Source organism: Sulfurimonas gotlandica GD1, assembly GCF_000242915.1.
Lineage (GTDB): Bacteria > Campylobacterota > Campylobacteria > Campylobacterales > Sulfurimonadaceae > Sulfurimonas > Sulfurimonas gotlandica.
In genome coordinates this window covers 223696-241686 of record NZ_AFRZ01000001.1, presented here as the reverse complement: position 1 = coordinate 241686, position 17991 = coordinate 223696, and the positions used below count along the sequence as shown (strand labels likewise).

Sequence of the window (17991 nt, the reverse complement as noted above, 5' to 3'; positions counted from 1 at the left end):
GAATTTTAATGTCTTTAAGTCTTATAACTGCTTTTTCAAGTTCATAGATTCATTCAGTGCACTTTGGTATTGGATATTACTTTCTTGAAGCTCTTTGTTTGTATTTTCAAGTATTTTATTAAGATATTTAAGCTCATTACGATTAGATATTACTTGGCAAATTTTTGTTAGTTGTTTTATTACCAATGTAAAGTCAACCGGCTTTATGATGAAGCCACCTACTCCAATGTTAAGTAAGTCTATAAGCTTATCACTTTCAAAGTGTGCAGATACAACAATAATATATTGATCCGTATCCATCTCTTTAACGTGAATTGATAATTCAATTCCACCCATTTGAGGCATACTTAAATCAGTAACTATTAGATCATATTTATTCTTTTCATATAGCTTAAGTGCTTCAACTCCATTGTTTGCTGTATCTATATGTGCAAAAAATCGAAGTAAAAATACTTTTAATTGTTGTTGAATGATTGGATCATCTTCAACCAATAAAACACGCATACCAAATGAAATATCTTTTAAACGTGAACTACTTATCTTTATATTATTTTCAGTCATCATCTTTTCCTTTATTTGTATTTACTCTTAGTACTCTTTCTCCATCGAGAAGTGCCATTAATTCTTTGTGTTCTAAAGCTACTTCATCCGTTTTTACGAGTGGATATAGTATTATTGCATAATAGTGTTGCAATTTTGCAACACTATTATGCAATACTTGTAAAGTAATTAAAACTATCTCAAGGAAATATCAATGCAGCTCTTTTTTATCTTTTGTACTATCTTCTTCTTGTCATTGACGAATGTATCTGCAGATACTAAACATTTTATAGTCTCAGTAGTCCCACAAATGCAAACTGTACATATCCAAAAAACATGGGGAGCTTTTTTAGAAGAGTTAAGTAAACAAACAGGCTTTAGCTTTGAATTGAAACACTATGCCACAATCCCATTATTTGAAGATGCTTTAGAATCTGCTATACCTGATATTGCATTTATGAACCCTTACGATAGTGTCCTAGCGTATGAATGGCATAAATACCAACCTATTGTTCATGATAATAAAAAACTTGTTGGTATTTTAGTAGTACGAAAAGACAGTCCTATAAAATCAGTTGAAGACTTGCAAAATAAAACACTTGCCTTTCCAGCTCCAAATGCATTCGCGGCTTCTTTATATATGCGTGCACTTTTAGAACAAGAAGAACATATATCATTTGTACCTCAATATGTCAAAACACACTCCAATGTATATAGAAATGTACTCTTTAATACCTTTCCTGCAGGTGGTGGTGTAAATAATACACTAATGAGAGAACCACTAAGTGTTTCTTCTAAACTACGTATTATTTATAAAACTAAGCAAACTGCTTCACATCCAATATGTATTCACCCAAGAGTTTCAAAAGAAGTTATACAAAAAATAAAAAATACGATTTTAACTATGGGTAAGAATCCAGCATATAAAGCTTTACTAAATGATGTACAACTTCCTCATCCTGTAGCTGCTGATTATGAAAGTGAGTACTTAAGCTTAAAAAAGCTTAATTTAAAGAAGTACCTTGTTAGATAGTATAAAAAATATTTTTCTTCCAAAAACTTTATTTGGAAGATTGATAATATTACCCTCAGTATCAGTCTTTCTTGGATTTCTTATCATCACTTTTTTGGCTGGATATAATCAATATAGCTTTGTAAAAGAAGAGCTTGAGCATGATTCAAAAGTTATAATAAAAGAATTGTCTGCTAGTTTAGAAAAGTATCTATTACTTCATGATTATGGTGAAATAGAATCCATTATGCGAAGGTTTTCACTTATTGAGGTAATTCAATCAATCTCACTTATTGATGAAAACTCTATGCCACTTTTGACAATACGTAAAGATGTAAATAAAGAATTACAACTAGAAATAAATACTGATAAAAAGTATACAAATATAGAGAAACATGCTGGCTTCTTTTTTACAGAAGATAATCATTCATATTTTAGTTATAAACCTATTGGTAATTCAGTCAAAAAGAAATGGGTAATGGTAGAGATGAGTAAAGAAATTGGCTATGCCAGATTGATGGACTTACTTCTATTGGTAAATATTACCGGAATTATACTTATTGGCTTTTTATCATTTATAATCTATAAAATTATCTATCAGCCTCTTAAGCATATTGAGTACTTAACTTCATTTTCATCAACCTTACATAAAAGCTATGGAGTCAACTGTGAAGTAAATAGTTCTATATATGAAATAAATAGTTTAGCTGACAGCCTCAATCAACTCTCTCAAGAACTCTTGAAAAATCAAGCGATTAGGACTAAACAAAATGAAGAACTTAGAGTTTTTAATACAGAGTTGACTTCACGAGTAGAAGAAGAAGTTCTTAAAAATAGGGAAAAAGACATTCTACTTTTAAACAATTCACGTCTTGCAGCACTTGCTGAGATGATAGGTAATATTGCACATCAATGGAGACAACCACTCAACGCGATAGCTCTTCTCATCCAGTCACTACAAATCTCATATGAACTTGATGATTTAAATAAAAAAGAATTTAATGAATTTGTAGATGATTCCCTTCTACAAGTAGATTATCTTTCTCGAACGATTGATGATTTTAGAGATTTAACAAAAGATGAAATAGACAATGAACCTTTTAATGTTTCAGAGATTCTTTCTAAAACTTTTCGTTTAATAGAACCATCTCTTATGAATGCTTCTATACAAAGTACTTTAGATATACAAGATGGGATTATCTGTCATCATTCAAGTGCTAATGCACTTTCTCAAGCAATCATAAATATATTAAATAATGCTAAAGACGCGTTAATTCAGCAAGACGTAAACGAGAAAGAAATACATATACAACTTAAACAAGTGGGAACTACAATAGAAATAAGTATCAACGATAATGCAGGTGGAATACCTACTGAAATTATTGAAAAAATATTTAATGCATATTTCACTACAAAACATCAATCTAATGGTACAGGACTAGGTCTATACATCTCTAAAAAAATCATCAACAAAGAGATGGATGGTAGACTTGAAGTTATAAACAATGCCAAAGGTGCTTGCTTTAGAATTGTATTTTCCAACAGTAGACGAATATGTTGAGAATGAAAAGTTACTAAAATGATGGGGCAAAAAAAGGATTATATATTGATAACGTTTCCACTTGAAGGTGGAGTGTTCTCACATATGCACCCATTTCTTTCATTAAGTCTATATTTATTATTCCTTTACTTCTACACCTACATGGTGGGAACTCACTCCAAAACTCGCAGTTTTATGCTCTGCAAATGAAAATTTAAATAAAGAGATAATTTCTCTTAATTTTTCAGATAATTCAACTGCACCATTTAGGTCTGTGTCTGATGATAAGATTAAAAATTCCTCTCCTCCCCATCTACCAATAACATCTGTTTCTCTTGCATTATTTTTTAGAATGTTTGCAAACTCCTTTAAGACATCATCACCAGCTTGATGTCCCCAAGTATCATTTACATTTTTAAAGTAATCAATATCTATGATGATGACAGAGAAGGCTGTATTATACCTTCGCGCAGTTGCTAATTTCATAGAAAATATTTCGTCTAATTTTAAACGATTATACAATTGTGTTAATGTGTCTGTTATAGAAAGTGCCTCAATTCTCAATTGAGACTCTTTACGTTCAGATATATCACTATGTGAGCCTACCATTCTCAAAGGTGTACCATCAGTGTCGTAACTTACTACCATACCCCTATCAAGTATCCATTTATATGAACCATCTTTACATATAACTCTATGTTCATTTTTGTAGTTATCACTTTTGCCTTCAGTATGTGCGATTAGGTCTGCATATACTTGTTCTAAATCTTTTGGATGAACTCTCTTTTTCCACTCATCCAAACTAGAGTCTATTTCATCTTCCTCAAACCCCAACATTTCTTTCCATGATTTTGAGAAAAAGACCTCATTCGTTTTTAGATTCCAATCCCATAAACCATCGCCAGTACCTTCAAGTGAGAATTGAAGTCTCTCTTGAGATAGTTTCAAATCTTTTGTAAGTACCTCTGCAATACTTTGAGCATCCTCTTGAGTTCTAATGAATGATTTTATTAATATATAAAGTAAGTACGTTAGCATAAGAATAAAAAATGGAATAATCATAATTATAAAGATACTACTATCTTTTAATGATTCCTTAATTGTAAATACTATAGTCCAAGTATGTCCATTTATAGGAAGCTCTACTTTTTTAAATAGTGTTTTGGATTTATTCTTAGTACCTGAGTTGTATAGAACGTTTTCATTAGTAACTATACTACCATCATAAATCGTAAAATCAATAGAATGTAACTCACTTCCTAAAATACCATGCATTAGGTCATCTGCACGAAATGGTGCATAAACAAAACCTTTGATGGCTGACATTCTCTCTTCTTGAGTGTCTAATTTGGTATTCTTTTTATATAAGGGGAGGTACATCAAAAATCCAGCTTGTATATCTGTATCAAATTCTTGAACGAGTGTGATTTTTCCTGAGAGTGTTGCATTCCCACTTGTTATTGCTTTTGACATAGCTTTATTACGAACTTTTTCGGAGAACATGTCGTATCCAAAAGCTCTAGTATTACGTTCGTCAAATGGCTCTAAATATACGATTGAAGTGTATAACTCTCTTTGCCCAGCTGGATGGATTTTGAAGTTATTAAAGCCTTCTTTTTTTATGCGTTCTTCATGCTTTGTCTTATTTTCTGGCAAAACGACTTCTGAATAACCAAAACCTTGTATCCCTTTGAAGTTTTCATCTAGTTTGTGCTCATTTACAAATATAGCCCATTGTTTACGAGATATATTTGGAGAAGCTTTAAATAAACCAATACCACTTTTTAAAACTTGTTCATATGCTGCCATACGGTTTTTTATGAGGATAAGTACTTCATGACTTTTTAGTTCTGCATTAAGTTTTTTTTCTTGGTCATAGTACTGATATATATACCAACCCGACATAATACTTAGGAGAAAACCAATAAATAGAATAAGATTTAATACTTTTTTACTGCGTAACTTGAACATGAAAGCTCCTCCGTCTGCTTTATTTTAGTTTATTATTTTAATATAATATTGTCACTTTAGTGTCATACTACAATGAAGGGTGCTTTATTATACCTACTTAGTGTTGCAACAAACTTGCAACACTAAGTAGGTATAATAAAGCACATTTATCGTAAGTGCTTCATTTGTTGGTAACGCTTTTAGCATTTTTAATATTGATGAGGGTAACTTGTACAAGGTTGCAGAAGAATATTTAGGAGAGCCAGTATAGAAGTATTTAATGTTTATGATGGTGTTTGTTTTAGAGTAAATCTAGGTATATGGAAATAAAATGATAAATATAAAACTACTAAAAGAACTTACACATGACTTAAGTGTTCTTTATGTGCAAAATGACATATCTCTAATGGAAGATACATCTGAACTGTTAGAAAACTATTTTAAAAAAGTAGATACCGAATATGATGGTCAAGCTGGATTTGATAAATATATAGCGTATGAAAAAGAAAATGCTAAACCTTATGATTTAATTATTAGTGACATTAATATGCCAAAACTCAATGGTATAGCTATGAGTAAAAAGATACGAGCAATGAATCACGAGCAGTTTATTGTTATAATAACCGCCCATAACGAGGTAGAATTTCTTTCTTCTGCACTCGACCTTGGCATAGATGGTTATGTGACTAAACCTATAGAAAATCTAAAATTGATAAAGGTTTTATACAAAGTAGCACAGGCAATTACGAACAATAAATTTGTAGAATCTCATATTCAAGTAGTAGAAGATTTAAATATGCAGCTTGATATACAGAATAAAGAACTTGCTTCTAAAAATAAAGAGCTTCACAATAAAAACCAAGAGTTAGAAAAATCATTTCGTATGCTTATCTTCAAGAACAAATACAACACTTGATTGAAGATGATTTTCAAGAGCTAGAAGAAACACATAATGAAATTGATCTAATTGTAATAGATTTAAGATCTTTATTGATGGAGTGGAGAGAGAGGAGAGTGTAAAAAATTCTCTTCCTATTCTTTCTTATTACTCTCTATCGCCAATAATACACCATCCCAAAATTTAATTCGGGCTTTTATCGCATCTAGGGCAGCAGCTTCTGCTTGGGCAACCTTAGTTTCATCATTTTCACATAATAATTCTAACATTCGCATAGACATTGGGCCATGATGGTCTCCATCAAGTTCTATATGACGGTCTAAATAGTAATGAAATACTCCAGCTTCTGCTCTGGATATATTCATTTTATCAAGAAGAGAACGAAACATTTCTGGGATAATATGTTCTCTTCCTAAAGCAAATGCGGCGGCTATAACATGTGGTTTATCACTATCTATAAAGCTAAATGTTGTTTGCATAAACTCTTTTGCTGGCAAAGGTATAGATGTTGTTTGTTTTGCTGCGCGTAAAGAGTCAGAAGCGACTTTAGAAACAAACTCTCTAATAAAATCACTACTTCCAGTTTTAACCTCTTCCATAGCTTGTGCATATAAATTAAAATGGCTTGTATATGTTGTTGTCCCATCTTCAAGTGGGATACCTTCATCTGATTCTTCTGCAAGAACGATGTCGTTAATAAAACGTTGCACTTGTGCATCACCAAATGGGAGCCAAGGTGTACTTGCTGGAGCAATAACATTTTGTAAATATTTTACCAATGACATAAAGTCCCAAACAGCGTAACTATGATGTTGCATGAAGATTGTTAAATCTTGCATATCTGTAACAGCAGCATACACAGGGTGGGCTGCAAGTTCTTTTCTTAATTTTTTCACATTTTCAAGTGGGAAAGTTGTCAATATATAATCCTTTTGTTTTAAAGGGAGAACTTTACTTAATATTTGTCACTTGAGTGTCATGTCTATAATCTTTATGGATAAAAAGATATAGTAAATATTTTTACTAAACTTTTATATGCTGGCACAGATTATTGAACACTACCGAGACTATCTATCCTTGAATAATCTATCAACTCATCCTCTAAAAGAATCTGTAGTTCTTCTAGTTTTTCTAGTTCTTCTAGTGTAAGTGTGTCATCTTTTAGTTTTAAAGTGCTTTTTAACTGTAAGCAAGCATTGTAAAAGAACTTTGCCATCATCGCCATATCTATTGGCTTTGGCAAAAAATTATTTACACCTAAATTTATAAGTTCGATAAGCATATCTGAATTGTTATGGGCAGATAAGACTATAATAAAGATATCTTCATTAACTGATAAAATATTTTCTACAAGCTCTACTCCATTCATCCTAGGCATATTTATATCTGTGAGTAAAATATTAATATCTTCTTTTAAGAAAATCTCTAATGCCTCTTGGCCATCAGATGCAACAAATACATTTGGAAAAAATTTATCAACAGATCTGTGAAGCTGCTCTCTTATATCTTTATTATCTTCAGCTATAAGTAAATTAGCATTCTTTCTCAATAAATGTGAAATATCATTAAAGTTTTCTATAGTTGCAGTCATTATATCGCCTTTGTGTAGTTTTTTATTTATAAAGCACTAGGTTTGCCAAAGTAGTATCCTTGAGAATAATCAATCCCTAAGTCATTTAAGATATTAAAGATATCTTCATTCTCAACATATTCTGCTACTGTCAGAATATGTTCTTTTTTGGCGAAAGCTACAATAGTCTCTACTATATTGAAACTAAGAGGATTCTTATCTATATTTTTAATTAAACTACCATCTATTTTTAAGATATCTGGTTGATACTCGAGAAGTCTTTCAAAGTTTGAATAACCAACACCAAAATCGTCTATAGCTATCTTAACTCCCATTGTTTTAACATTATGTATGAAAGACTTAACTAAATCAAAATCTTTAACTGCTTCATCTTCTAATAATTCAAATACTAGCCTATGTAGATGCTTATTATGTTTTTCTAAAAGTGAGTATATCTTTTCTCTTGTAGCTTTTTTTTCTATATCTAAAATTGATAAATTTATTGATATATCTGCATCTGTATTATTGAGTGCTAAAAAAGAATTATCTAAAACAATCGATGTGATTTGAGAATAGTATTGTCCCTTTTTTGCTGTATCTAAGAAATAAAAAGGACTTATTACTTTTCCATTTTCATCAATAAGTCTCACTAAAGATTCATACTTCTCAACATTTTTAGTTTTGTTATTTATAATAGGTTGAAAGAGAGAGACTATATTTAAACTATTAATAGCTTTTCTTATCATGGTTAGAATTTCAAGGTTTTTTTGAGATTTTCGAGATTCTTCTTTACTAAGGCCATTTGCTAAAGTAAAACGTTTGTTATTATTTTTTAAATACATCAATCCATGTCGTGCATTTAAAAGAGCATCTTCACCATATGCCATACTAATCACAACAGATATATCATATTCAAACATATCGATATGAAGTGTAGTATTTAATATATCATTTTGTAGTATATGTATGTTGGCAATTATTTCATTTGTAGTATACGTAGATTTTGTTTTATCTTGAGCCAAGGCATATACCCCATAACCTGATGAGTATATTTTATCAAATTCACAATGATTTGGTAAAAGATCAAAAAAATCAGTTTCAAACTTTTTTTCTATTTTTTCGGATATCTCAATTCCATAGTACTTTTCAATATCGCCAAAATGTTCTATTTCCATCATCACAACCATGGGTTCAACAGAATTGTTAATGAAGTCATTTAATAGTCGTCTAGGAGATATAACATCACTAATATCATGTTGTAATGATATATATTCTATTACATTTTTCTGAGTATCAAATATTGGTTTTATCATTGTATCCATATAGAAACTATTATCGTATTTGTCTTTATTCATAATGGTACCATGCCATGTTCTATTTTCTATTTTTATAGTATTCCAGATCTCTTTATAAAGAGAAGAACTGTTTTTAGGATGTCTTAATATATTATGTTTTTTTCCTATTAAATATTCTTTCTTATATCCAGATATATCACAAAACTTTTGATTTATATAAGTGATATTTCCATAAATGTCAAGTTTTTGAAACGACAGCACTCTCATCAGCTGCTTCTTTATATTGATTTAAAAAGTTAGTGCTCTCTAGTAAGTCATCTTGAAGTTTCTTCTTTAAAACAACTTTTTTTATTAAATCCATGAGCAAGTCTGAGTCTAGAGGTTTTTGTAGGTATCCATCTACACCTAATCTGATACTCTTCATAAAGAAATGAGATTCTGAATGTGCAGATAAAATTAAAATCGGAATATCTTTATCAATTTCTTTTATATATTCTATCATTTGTAATCCGCCAATATGAGGCATATTTAAGTCTGTTATTATTATATGTATATTATTCTTATTCTCTTTATATTTACTAAGTCCATCCTTACCATCCACCGCTATATATATCTCTTTAAATAGTTTTTTTAAAATTCGTGACAATTGTTCACGTATAAAAGAGTCATCTTCAACTATTAGTACATTATAATTACGTACAATATTTTTTACATTTTCTATTTTCTTTGTAATCATAATTTAATTCCTAATAGTTATGTTTAGAATTCTACTTTGTATTTGTCACTTGAGTGTCATCTCTATAATTTTAATGAAATATGCTACAATTAAATATGAATAAGTTGGCATTTAATTTTGAAGAACAAAAAAGTAAAATTACCAGATTAAAAAAATACACTTCGCAAATGAGTATACTTTTTGTAGAAGATTATGAAGAAGTTTATAAAGAGATTGAACGAACTTTAAATTCTCTTTTTAAAGTAGTTGACGGCGCATATAATGGTGAAGAAGCATTAGAATTATATAAAAAAAATACTTATGATTTTGTCTTGAGTGATATATCGATGCCAAAGATGGATGGAACTGTATTATCAAAACACATAAAAACAATTAATCCATTACAAGAGATAATAATTTTATCAGCACATAGAGAAGCCAATTATTTGCACGAACTTATAAATATTGGTATTCGTCGCTTTATTGAAAAACCTATCTCTCTAGAAGTTTTGTTAGATGAGTTTTATATTATTTGCAAGAAATTATTTAACGAAAAAGATATAAAAAACAGTGTAGTGATAAACAATAATATTATTTTTAAGTTAAATGAAAAAGATTTATATATAAACAATGAGTCAATAAAATTGACAGAATATGAAAAAAAACTTATTTATATATTGGTAGAAAAAATAAACCAGACAGTCTCTGTAGATGAAATTGTAAACTATTTTTATATGGATAACATTGATATGGATGTAGAAAATGTAAGAAAATTTATATATAAACTTAGAAAAAAAATTCCTGATGAGCTCATAAAAAACCTACATGGGGTTGGCTATAAAATAGTGAGTGACACATAAGGGACAATAATCATTTATACTTTGACTCAATATTAAGAGGTGAAAATAATGAATTCAGTTTACTTAAACTCATTTGAAGAGTTTTTAAAGTACCAAGACTCAAAAGAAAAAATGTATTTACTACTAGTGTCAGAAAATTGTGATTTCAATCATGAAACAATAAAAAATTTAAATATTAATTGTTATGGTGCTATTTTTCCAGAAATTATATTTGAGAAACAACACTATAAAGATGGTCTTATCGCTATAGATATAGATATAGAACCTATATTAGTAAATAACATGGAAAATAAGATAGAAGACGAAAAAAAATTTAGCTCTATAAAATCAATGCTACTTTTTGTAGATGGTCTTAGTCCATATATCGATCCATTTTTAGTTTCTCTTTTTGAATCAACAAATGAAGAGTGTAAGATATTTGGTGGTGGTGCAGGAAAATTGACACTGCAGCAAGAAAGGGTGATATTTACACCTGAATATATTACGCAGAATTCTGCACTTATAATTCCTCTTTCTCAAGACTTAGATGTTGGAGTTAGTCATGGATGGGAGTATTTAGATGGCCCGCATGTTGCTACTTCTAGTAGTAAAAATGTACTTGAACAGATTGATTATGAATATGCCTTTGATGTTTATAAAAATATAGTTGAAAAAGACAGTGGACTCAAGTTTAGTGAAGATAATTTCTTTGAATTGGCAAAATCATATCCATTGGGCATAGTCAGTTATAGCGGAGAAATTATTGTAAGAGATCCAATTGCTAGTGACGGTAAAAGCTTAGTGTTAGTAGGTGTTATGCCACAAAATTCTGTTATACAAGTGTTAAAAGGTGAAAAGTCTAAACTTATTGAAGCTGCAAAGTTTGCTGCAATAAATGCTATGGATACTAAAAAAGAAAAAGAGTTAGTCATAATGATTGATTGTATATCTCGAGTTCTTTTTTTAGAAGATAGCTTTGTTAAAGAGATAGATTCTGTAAGTAACATAATTGGTGACTTGCCTCTTGTTGGTGCTTTGACTTTAGGAGAAATTGCGAATAAGTCAGATACATATATAGATTTTTATAATAAAACTTGTGTAGTCGGTACACTTTGAAATATAACGAAGATATTATGTTACTAAATCAGCTTACCTTATCTTATGAATGTTTAAGTGCAATTGGTAATACATTAGAACTCAATAGTATGATACTTGAAGTTTTAACGAGTTTTTCAAGAAAGACTGGTGCAATAACTGCAAAGTATTATAAAAACAAGATACAAGAAGAACCTTTTTTACATATTGGTAAGAAGTTAGACTTTACACTTGGTGTCAAGATAGATGAAGAGAAGAAATTTTTAATAGTTAAAGAGAATGATTTAGAGATAATTATATTACCCCTAAAGTATGGATATATGGTGTTTTTTTATAAGAGCCATCCAAATATTAATAAGCTAGCGTCAATGCTCGGAAACTTTCAATCAAAAATAAACTTATCCATCAGTGCATGCCTTGGCGTAGAGGAACTCGAAGAGAGAGTAGAGTCATCAATAAAGCAAATACGAGAAAAAGAAAAAATGATTTTAGCACAATCAAAACAAGCAATAATGGGGGAAATGGTTGAGATGATTGCACATCAGTGGAGACAGCCCTTGACTGCTATTGGAATGACTTCTGGTAATATAACTATGGATTTAGCATTAGATGAGCTTAATACCGAAACCTTACAAGATGATTTAAATAATATAAATACTCAAGTAAATTACCTTTCTGCAACAATTGATGATTTTAGAAACTTTCTTCAAGAGAGTAAAGAAAAAGAAATAATATCAAGTAAAAAAATTATAACGTCTATAAAAGGCTTAGTATTTAAGCAATTACAAAACCAACAGATAGATTTAAAGACCGAAGAATGCAAGGACATACAAGTTAATATCTATAAAAATGAGCTCATCCAAGTTCTACTAAATATACTTTCTAATTCAAAAGATGTTCTAACAAACTTAAAATCTTCACAGGTAATTAAAACTATTAAATTAAGCTGCGATAGAGTTGATGATTTTTTAAATATATGCATAGTAGATAATGGTGGTGGAATACCCGATGAAATTATGCCAAGAATATTTGAACCATATTATTCAACAAAAAAAGAGAAGAATGGAACAGGACTAGGTCTTTATATGTCCAAGATTATTGTTCAAAACCACTTAAAAGGGAAACTTTTTGCTAAAAATACAGTGGATGGAGTAGCTTTTACAATACAGATACCTATAGGGGAGAATAACGATGAATCCTGAAGTAATTAAAAAAATTAGAATAATTGGTAAATCAATAAAAATTTTATATGTTGAAGATGATTCCAGAATAGCTTCTCAGGTAGAAAAACTTCTTTTAAAGTTATTTGAGAATATTACATATGTAGATAATGGGATAAAAGGTTTAGCTGCATATAAGCAAAACAATTATGATGTTGTAATTACAGATATTTTAATGCCAGAAATGGATGGCATAATGATGACAACAAAAATCAAAAAAATCAATCCAGACCAAGTTATTATTGTGACTTCTGGTTACAATGATAGTGAAAAGTTAATAAAGCTTATAGATTTAGGTGTGGATAGATTTGTGATGAAGCCTATAGATGTACCTAAATTCTTAGGTATTATTTCTAAAGAAGTAGTCAATATTTACAACACAAAAAGAAAAATACTTTTAGAAGAAAAACAAAAGCAAAAGAATCTTGAAAAAGAATTAGTTATTGAGAGTCTATTTGCTCCTATTGTAATATTTCAAAGAGGTATTGTTGATTATGCCAATGAGTTATTTGTAAAAACATTTAATCAAAAAAATGATGTCAATATCATGTTAGGTACTTTATTTGACGATGAATTACTCCATGGAATGAATAATAATGAAATCTTAATATATTTAAATAAAAATAAAAATAAAAATACTACATATAGTTTACTTATTAACAATGGTGATAAAGTTGAATATATGGTTAAAGTAACACAAATAAAAGATTCGTCTAAATTGATGTGTTTCTTTCTTAATCTTGATCAACTGGATGTCATAGCATCAACGAGTAAGCGGGCTAGCGATGAATTAGAAATTGACTTAACAACAGGTTTACTATTAAGAAATGGGTTTAGAAAAAGAATAGATAGCTACAGAACTAATGAAATTGAATATAATGCTATATGTTTTGGATTAAAGCACATAAATGAATATATTAAACAATTTGGTGTATCATCTCTACAGAGAATTTATATGAAGTTTTCAGAGTACTTAGTAGATAATTTTAGTAATTTACTAGAGGATGAAGTTATCGAATTATTCTCTTTTGATACAAATCAATTTGTCATATTAGTATGTAAAGGTTTCTCAAAAGAAGTGCAAGATTCTTTGAAAGATTTCCTAAATAATTATTCTTATAAAAATGAAAATTTGACTGGTAAGCAAAGTATGAGTGTTGATTTTTTAACATGTAGTATAGATAAAAATGAGTCACTTGATGAAGTCATATCTGAAGTTGATAATTGTCTATATATGTTGAAAAGTTGATAGTAACTACATAATATCTTTTTGTAAAGACACTTTTGGAAAAGAGAGGGTAAAGATAACCCCATCATCAGTATTACTTACTTTTATAGTTCCAGAACTATGATCTTCAATAATGCTTTTTGACATATAAAGACCAAGTCCTGTCCCATTTTTTTTATTTTTTGTTGTGAAGTATGGGTCGAAAATATTTTTTTGTATTTCAAGTGGAATACCACCTGCATTATCCTCGATAGAACATTCAACACTAGTATCGTACTCTTTTATTGTTAGTTCTATTTTTGCATTTTTTATATGCTTTTCTTCAAAAGCATCTTGTGCATTCTTTAAAAAATTTATAAAAACTTGTATAAGTTCATTTTTATACAAATCAATCTTAGTTAAATCTTCATAATTCTTGATTACTTCGATATTATGACTGATAAGATTTTTTTCTATTATATTTAAAGCACCTTCTACGCAATCGTGTAAGAAAATAGTATCTTTTTCTTTATTGGGAACAAAAAACTGTCTAAAATCGTCAATGGTTTGGGATAGATACTTTGTTTGATCGCTTATATCTTTGAGTGACGATTGAAGCTTCTGTGTATCAAGCGTTTCAAACATCACATCCAAAGAAATATTATCAGCAATCATACCAATGACAGTGAGAGGTTGTCGCCATTGGTGAGCGATCATACTTATCATTTCCCCCATAGCTGCTTGTCGTGTTTGTTGTAAAAGCATATCTTCTTTTTCACGTCGTAGTTGTATCTCTTCTTGAAGTTGTTTTTCAAGTTCTGAGTTAGTGTTACTTAATTTTGCTTGCTTAGAAATTTCATGATTTAGTTTTTTGGACAGCGATTCGCTTAATCCAAATAACTGTTCTTCAAGTTCTTTTCTTTGTGTAATATCTGTATGAAAACCTGACATTTTATTAGCTTCATTATTTTTATTAAAGAGGGCTTTCCCTCGATCTAAAACCCATTTATAAGAACCGTCTTTACAGCGTAATCGATGCTCGTTTACATAAAATTCGGATTTTCCACTTAAGTGTATTTGTACATCTTTTTCTACTTGTTCCTTATCATCTGGGTGAATACGGCTAAGCCACTCGGAGAAGTCATTCTTGAGTTCATCATCCTTATATCCAAGCATCTCTTTCCATCTTGGCGAAAAATAAACATCGTTATTTTCTAGATTCCAGTTCCACAGACCATCTTGTGTTAGATCTATAGATAAGTCTTTTTGTAGTTCTTTTTCTTGTACGATCTCATTCCACTCTCTAAGATTGGAGTGTACTAGAGCATAAAGTTCGTCAGTCTTAAATGGCTTTCGTACATAGTAAACTCGATTTTCAAGTTCATCGATGAGTTCTTTTACTGTATAATCTGAGTATGCAGTTACGATGACGATTGTCATATGAGGATCAATTTTTCGTGCTTCTTTTGCTATATCTAAACCATGTAATTCCGGGAGTCTCATATCTAAAATAGAAAGAGGCACTCTTTTACCATCAGCGTAATGACTTTTTAGAGCAGCTAAATAGGCTTTACCATGTGTAAAGGTATGTAAATCATTTTCATCATCATCTTCTGTTTCATCAAGTGCCTGTAAAAAATCCAAGGTAAGCTTTTTCTCTTTGGAAAATATACTTTCATAAAGTTCCAATACAATTGGTTCGTCGTCAACTGCGAATATTGTTAAATTCTTATTCATGAGTATCTCCTATTTCTATATGCAAAGTCGCTCCTTTTAAGTATCCATCACTTCTTAAACTTAATTTTCCATTATGGCTGTTGAGAAAATTATTAAAAGAGTGTAATCCTAAGCCGTGACCATTCACCTTAGTTGTAAACCCAGACTTCAATAATTTAGGACGGTCTTGCTCTTTAATACCAAGGCCATTATCGCTTATGTCAATGATTACCCGGTTACCCAAAGTAAATGCTCGAATAAAGGTTTCTCCCTTCTCTTGAGTAGAATTAGCTAGGATGGATTCTAAAGCATTTTTAAGCGCATTACTTAATCCTTCTTGAAATTGAAACTTAACACTGTTAATGATTAAGTTTCTCTCAGAATCTAAGTTTAAGTATACGCCTTTTTTATTAAAAGTTATGTGATATTGGGCTACTAATTCTTCAAGCATACTTGTTACATCAAATTTTTGAGTATAGTTTTGCTTCATATCGGTGTTGGCATTAAAAAGATCTTGTTGATGATTGATTGAAATTGTTGCTTGATTATTAATATTTTTAATATCATTTGCAATATCTTGAATTTCTTCTGTAACATCCTCAGTCAAGGCTTTACCAAATAAGCTTAAAAAAGTTCCAATTTCTTCTTTTTGCTGTGTGTTCGCATCACTTTTTTCTACCATTGTATTCGCTTTTTTAATTCCTAGACCCGATTTTTCAAGTGCTTTTTTAACGTCGAGTAAAGAGAGGATTTTACCCTCTATCATAGTAAGTGTATTCCCGATATTATGTAAATAACTACTTGCACTTTCAAATAAACCAGCTTTATAAGCTATCTCAGCATCTTTTTCTCTCATTTTTTCTCGTAACTGAGATTCAACGTATTCTTTGGTTCTTACATCTAATTCTAAACTTACTTTGTTGAAATTTTGAGTAAGACGATCAACCTCTTCAATACCGACTTTCATTCCTAATTGAGTGTTTGCTTTACGCCCAAAATCTGAAGTTAGTAAAGATAATTTTTCAATTGGTGAAGCGATTTTATTTGCTATTTTTAATGATTTTCTTAGTAAATATGAAAAGAATAAAATATAAAATAAAACCATTAAAGCAATGATTATATAACCTATCATATTAGTGTTTTCTTTTAGTTTGTCTATTGGCGAAAAAACAATGGATTCATCTACTATGATAATTAAACGCCAACCTGTCTCTGGAATACTCTCTTGACTTAGCAAATAACGCGAATCCCCATTTTCTAGAATGCCAAATTGAGTAAATTCTTTAAAGAATTTACTCATGCTTTCTCGCAATTTTTGGTTCTTTATTTTAAAAAGATTATATTCTTGAGGCTTTGAAATTGTTTGATTTACACTACTTTTATATATATGCTTTTTTAGCTCTTTTAGCTCAAGTATATTTTCTACCGTTTGGGGCATCGCAAGTATCATCCCATCACTATCAACCATAAAGGCACTTCCTTGCCAAGGTATTTTAAGGGAAAGAATATTTTGAATGAGAGAGTCGATTGTTACATCGAGCCCGCTTACACCTTCTAAAAAATTATTATTGTAAATAGGAACGATATTTGAAATCATCCATCCTTGTCCAGCAGGATCTAAATACGCACTGGTCCATACAGATTTCTTTTGAGGATTATGAACCTGATCTGCTAAATAATAAAAATTGTAATCTTGCATGATTAATGTGTCGCCATACTGAGTTGGAGCATCTAGCATAAATGGGTATAGCCGATTAAGGTTGTCCCATGAATTAAAATATGCCTGTGTGATAATCGGATTTGTCTGAACTATCGACTTCAACAATGGATCTATAGACTCACTACATCTTGCTTTACGTTTTGTTTCTTGAGTCATTTTTGTTTTTGAGGAATAGTAAAGCGTGCCGCCTCCATTATTAACATTCTTATAGTAAACACCATTTTGGTGAACCATAAATTCAGGTTCACCCTTTGGAAGGGTACATCTATCTGCTGAGCTAAAAAAATCTTGATGATCTATTTTCATCATTTGAGATATACGAGATACCTCTTGAAACTGCTGACTAATTTGGTGGGCTTCTCTAGAGGTGATTTCATGTAGACTTTGAGTAACACTAGAATAAAGTGTTTTTTGACTCTCGCTAGTTATAAAGTAACTCACTCCAAAATACAAAGCGAGTAAAACTAGTTCGATCACGATAATAGGGATTAAAGAGCTTGTGATGTAGCTACTATAAATAAGATCTTTTAGAGTAAGGCTCCTAGACATTTATATCCTTATTTAGATTTTTTGTATTTTTGTATCATGATGGTTCACTAAATAAATATTATTGACTATATTACCAAGTTGTATTGATCTATAAAGTATTTCTTTTTCTTTAAGGACTATAAAAT

General features: G+C 30.2%; 16 protein-coding genes. 7 read left to right on the top strand and 9 right to left on the bottom strand.

Annotated elements, in window-relative coordinates; genetic code table 11:
• Positions 1–21: 21 nt before the first annotated feature.
• On the bottom strand, positions 22–561 hold the full coding sequence (locus SMGD1_RS01145) for a response regulator (protein ID WP_008338427.1): 540 nt from the start codon (positions 559–561) through the stop codon (positions 22–24).
• Complete coding sequence (locus SMGD1_RS14690) at positions 554–694, bottom strand: hypothetical protein (protein ID WP_008338470.1); 141 nt, start codon at positions 692–694, stop codon at positions 554–556. Before SMGD1_RS14690 ends, SMGD1_RS01145 begins: the two co-directional genes overlap by 8 nt.
• Positions 695–754: 60 nt before the next feature.
• Here SMGD1_RS14690 and SMGD1_RS01140 point away from each other — a divergent pair, with 60 nt between their 5' ends.
• Together SMGD1_RS01140 and SMGD1_RS01135 are read left to right on the top strand one after the other, a co-directional pair.
• Positions 755–1573 (top strand): phosphate/phosphite/phosphonate ABC transporter substrate-binding protein, encoded by an 819-nt coding sequence (locus tag SMGD1_RS01140; protein ID WP_008338182.1) that lies wholly within the window; start codon positions 755–757, stop codon positions 1571–1573.
• The gene (locus tag SMGD1_RS01135) at positions 1563–3113 is read left to right on the top strand and encodes a sensor histidine kinase (RefSeq protein ID WP_008338641.1); all 1551 of its coding nucleotides are present in this window, start codon (positions 1563–1565) and stop codon (positions 3111–3113) included. The genes SMGD1_RS01140 and SMGD1_RS01135 overlap by 11 nt, the downstream gene beginning before the upstream one ends.
• Before the next feature lie 117 nt (positions 3114–3230).
• Here the strand turns inward: SMGD1_RS01135 and SMGD1_RS01130 are convergent, their stop codons facing one another.
• On the bottom strand, positions 3231–5063 hold the full coding sequence (locus tag SMGD1_RS01130) for a CHASE domain-containing protein (protein ID WP_008338354.1): 1833 nt from the start codon (positions 5061–5063) through the stop codon (positions 3231–3233).
• A 310-nt stretch (positions 5064–5373) separates the two neighbouring features.
• Between SMGD1_RS01130 and SMGD1_RS01125 the strand changes: the two genes are divergently transcribed.
• Positions 5374–5958 carry a response regulator gene (locus tag SMGD1_RS01125; RefSeq protein WP_008338440.1) on the top strand — a complete coding sequence of 195 codons (585 nt, stop codon included), beginning with the start codon at positions 5374–5376 and terminating at the stop codon, positions 5956–5958.
• 116 nt (positions 5959–6074) lie between these two features.
• Here SMGD1_RS01125 and SMGD1_RS01120 read toward each other — a convergent pair whose 3' ends face one another.
• From SMGD1_RS01120 to SMGD1_RS01105, 4 genes are all read right to left on the bottom strand, one after another.
• Positions 6075–6860, bottom strand: a complete 786-nt coding sequence (locus SMGD1_RS01120) for a DUF3050 domain-containing protein (protein ID WP_008338211.1) — start codon at positions 6858–6860, stop codon at positions 6075–6077.
• A gap of 128 nt (positions 6861–6988) precedes the next feature.
• Positions 6989–7531, bottom strand: coding sequence for a response regulator transcription factor (locus SMGD1_RS01115; RefSeq protein WP_008338622.1), 543 nt, complete (start codon positions 7529–7531; stop codon positions 6989–6991).
• Positions 7532–7557: 26 nt separating this feature from the next.
• On the bottom strand, positions 7558–9072 hold the full coding sequence (locus tag SMGD1_RS01110; protein WP_008338410.1) for a bifunctional diguanylate cyclase/phosphodiesterase: 1515 nt from the start codon (positions 9070–9072) through the stop codon (positions 7558–7560).
• Positions 9044–9541, bottom strand: a complete 498-nt coding sequence (locus SMGD1_RS01105) for a response regulator transcription factor (protein ID WP_008338514.1) — start codon at positions 9539–9541, stop codon at positions 9044–9046. Before SMGD1_RS01105 ends, SMGD1_RS01110 begins: the two co-directional genes overlap by 29 nt.
• Positions 9542–9708: 167 nt before the next feature.
• Here SMGD1_RS01105 and SMGD1_RS01100 point away from each other — a divergent pair, with 167 nt between their 5' ends.
• Genes SMGD1_RS01100 through SMGD1_RS01085 form a run of 4 tightly spaced genes read left to right on the top strand, consistent with a single transcriptional unit; the run spans position 9709 to position 13923 of the window.
• Positions 9709–10380, top strand: a complete 672-nt coding sequence (locus tag SMGD1_RS01100; protein WP_171800997.1) for a response regulator transcription factor — start codon at positions 9709–9711, stop codon at positions 10378–10380.
• Positions 10381–10428: 48 nt separating this feature from the next.
• The gene (locus SMGD1_RS01095; RefSeq protein WP_008338480.1) at positions 10429–11475 is read left to right on the top strand and encodes an FIST signal transduction protein; all 1047 of its coding nucleotides are present in this window, start codon (positions 10429–10431) and stop codon (positions 11473–11475) included.
• The gene (locus SMGD1_RS01090; RefSeq protein WP_241761416.1) at positions 11472–12656 is read left to right on the top strand and encodes a sensor histidine kinase; all 1185 of its coding nucleotides are present in this window, start codon (positions 11472–11474) and stop codon (positions 12654–12656) included. Before SMGD1_RS01095 ends, SMGD1_RS01090 begins: the two co-directional genes overlap by 4 nt.
• Positions 12646–13923 (top strand): response regulator transcription factor, encoded by a 1278-nt coding sequence (locus tag SMGD1_RS01085; RefSeq protein ID WP_008338310.1) that lies wholly within the window; start codon positions 12646–12648, stop codon positions 13921–13923. The genes SMGD1_RS01090 and SMGD1_RS01085 overlap by 11 nt, the downstream gene beginning before the upstream one ends.
• Positions 13924–13929: 6 nt before the next feature.
• Here the strand turns inward: SMGD1_RS01085 and SMGD1_RS01080 are convergent, their stop codons facing one another.
• Entirely contained in the window at positions 13930–15618 is a 1689-nt protein-coding gene (locus SMGD1_RS01080; RefSeq protein ID WP_008338423.1) for a sensor histidine kinase, read from the bottom strand.
• A complete protein-coding gene (locus SMGD1_RS01075; RefSeq protein WP_008338523.1) occupies positions 15611–17866 on the bottom strand; it encodes an ATP-binding protein in 2256 nt (751 codons plus the stop codon). Before SMGD1_RS01075 ends, SMGD1_RS01080 begins: the two co-directional genes overlap by 8 nt.
• Positions 17867–17991 lie beyond the last annotated feature (125 nt).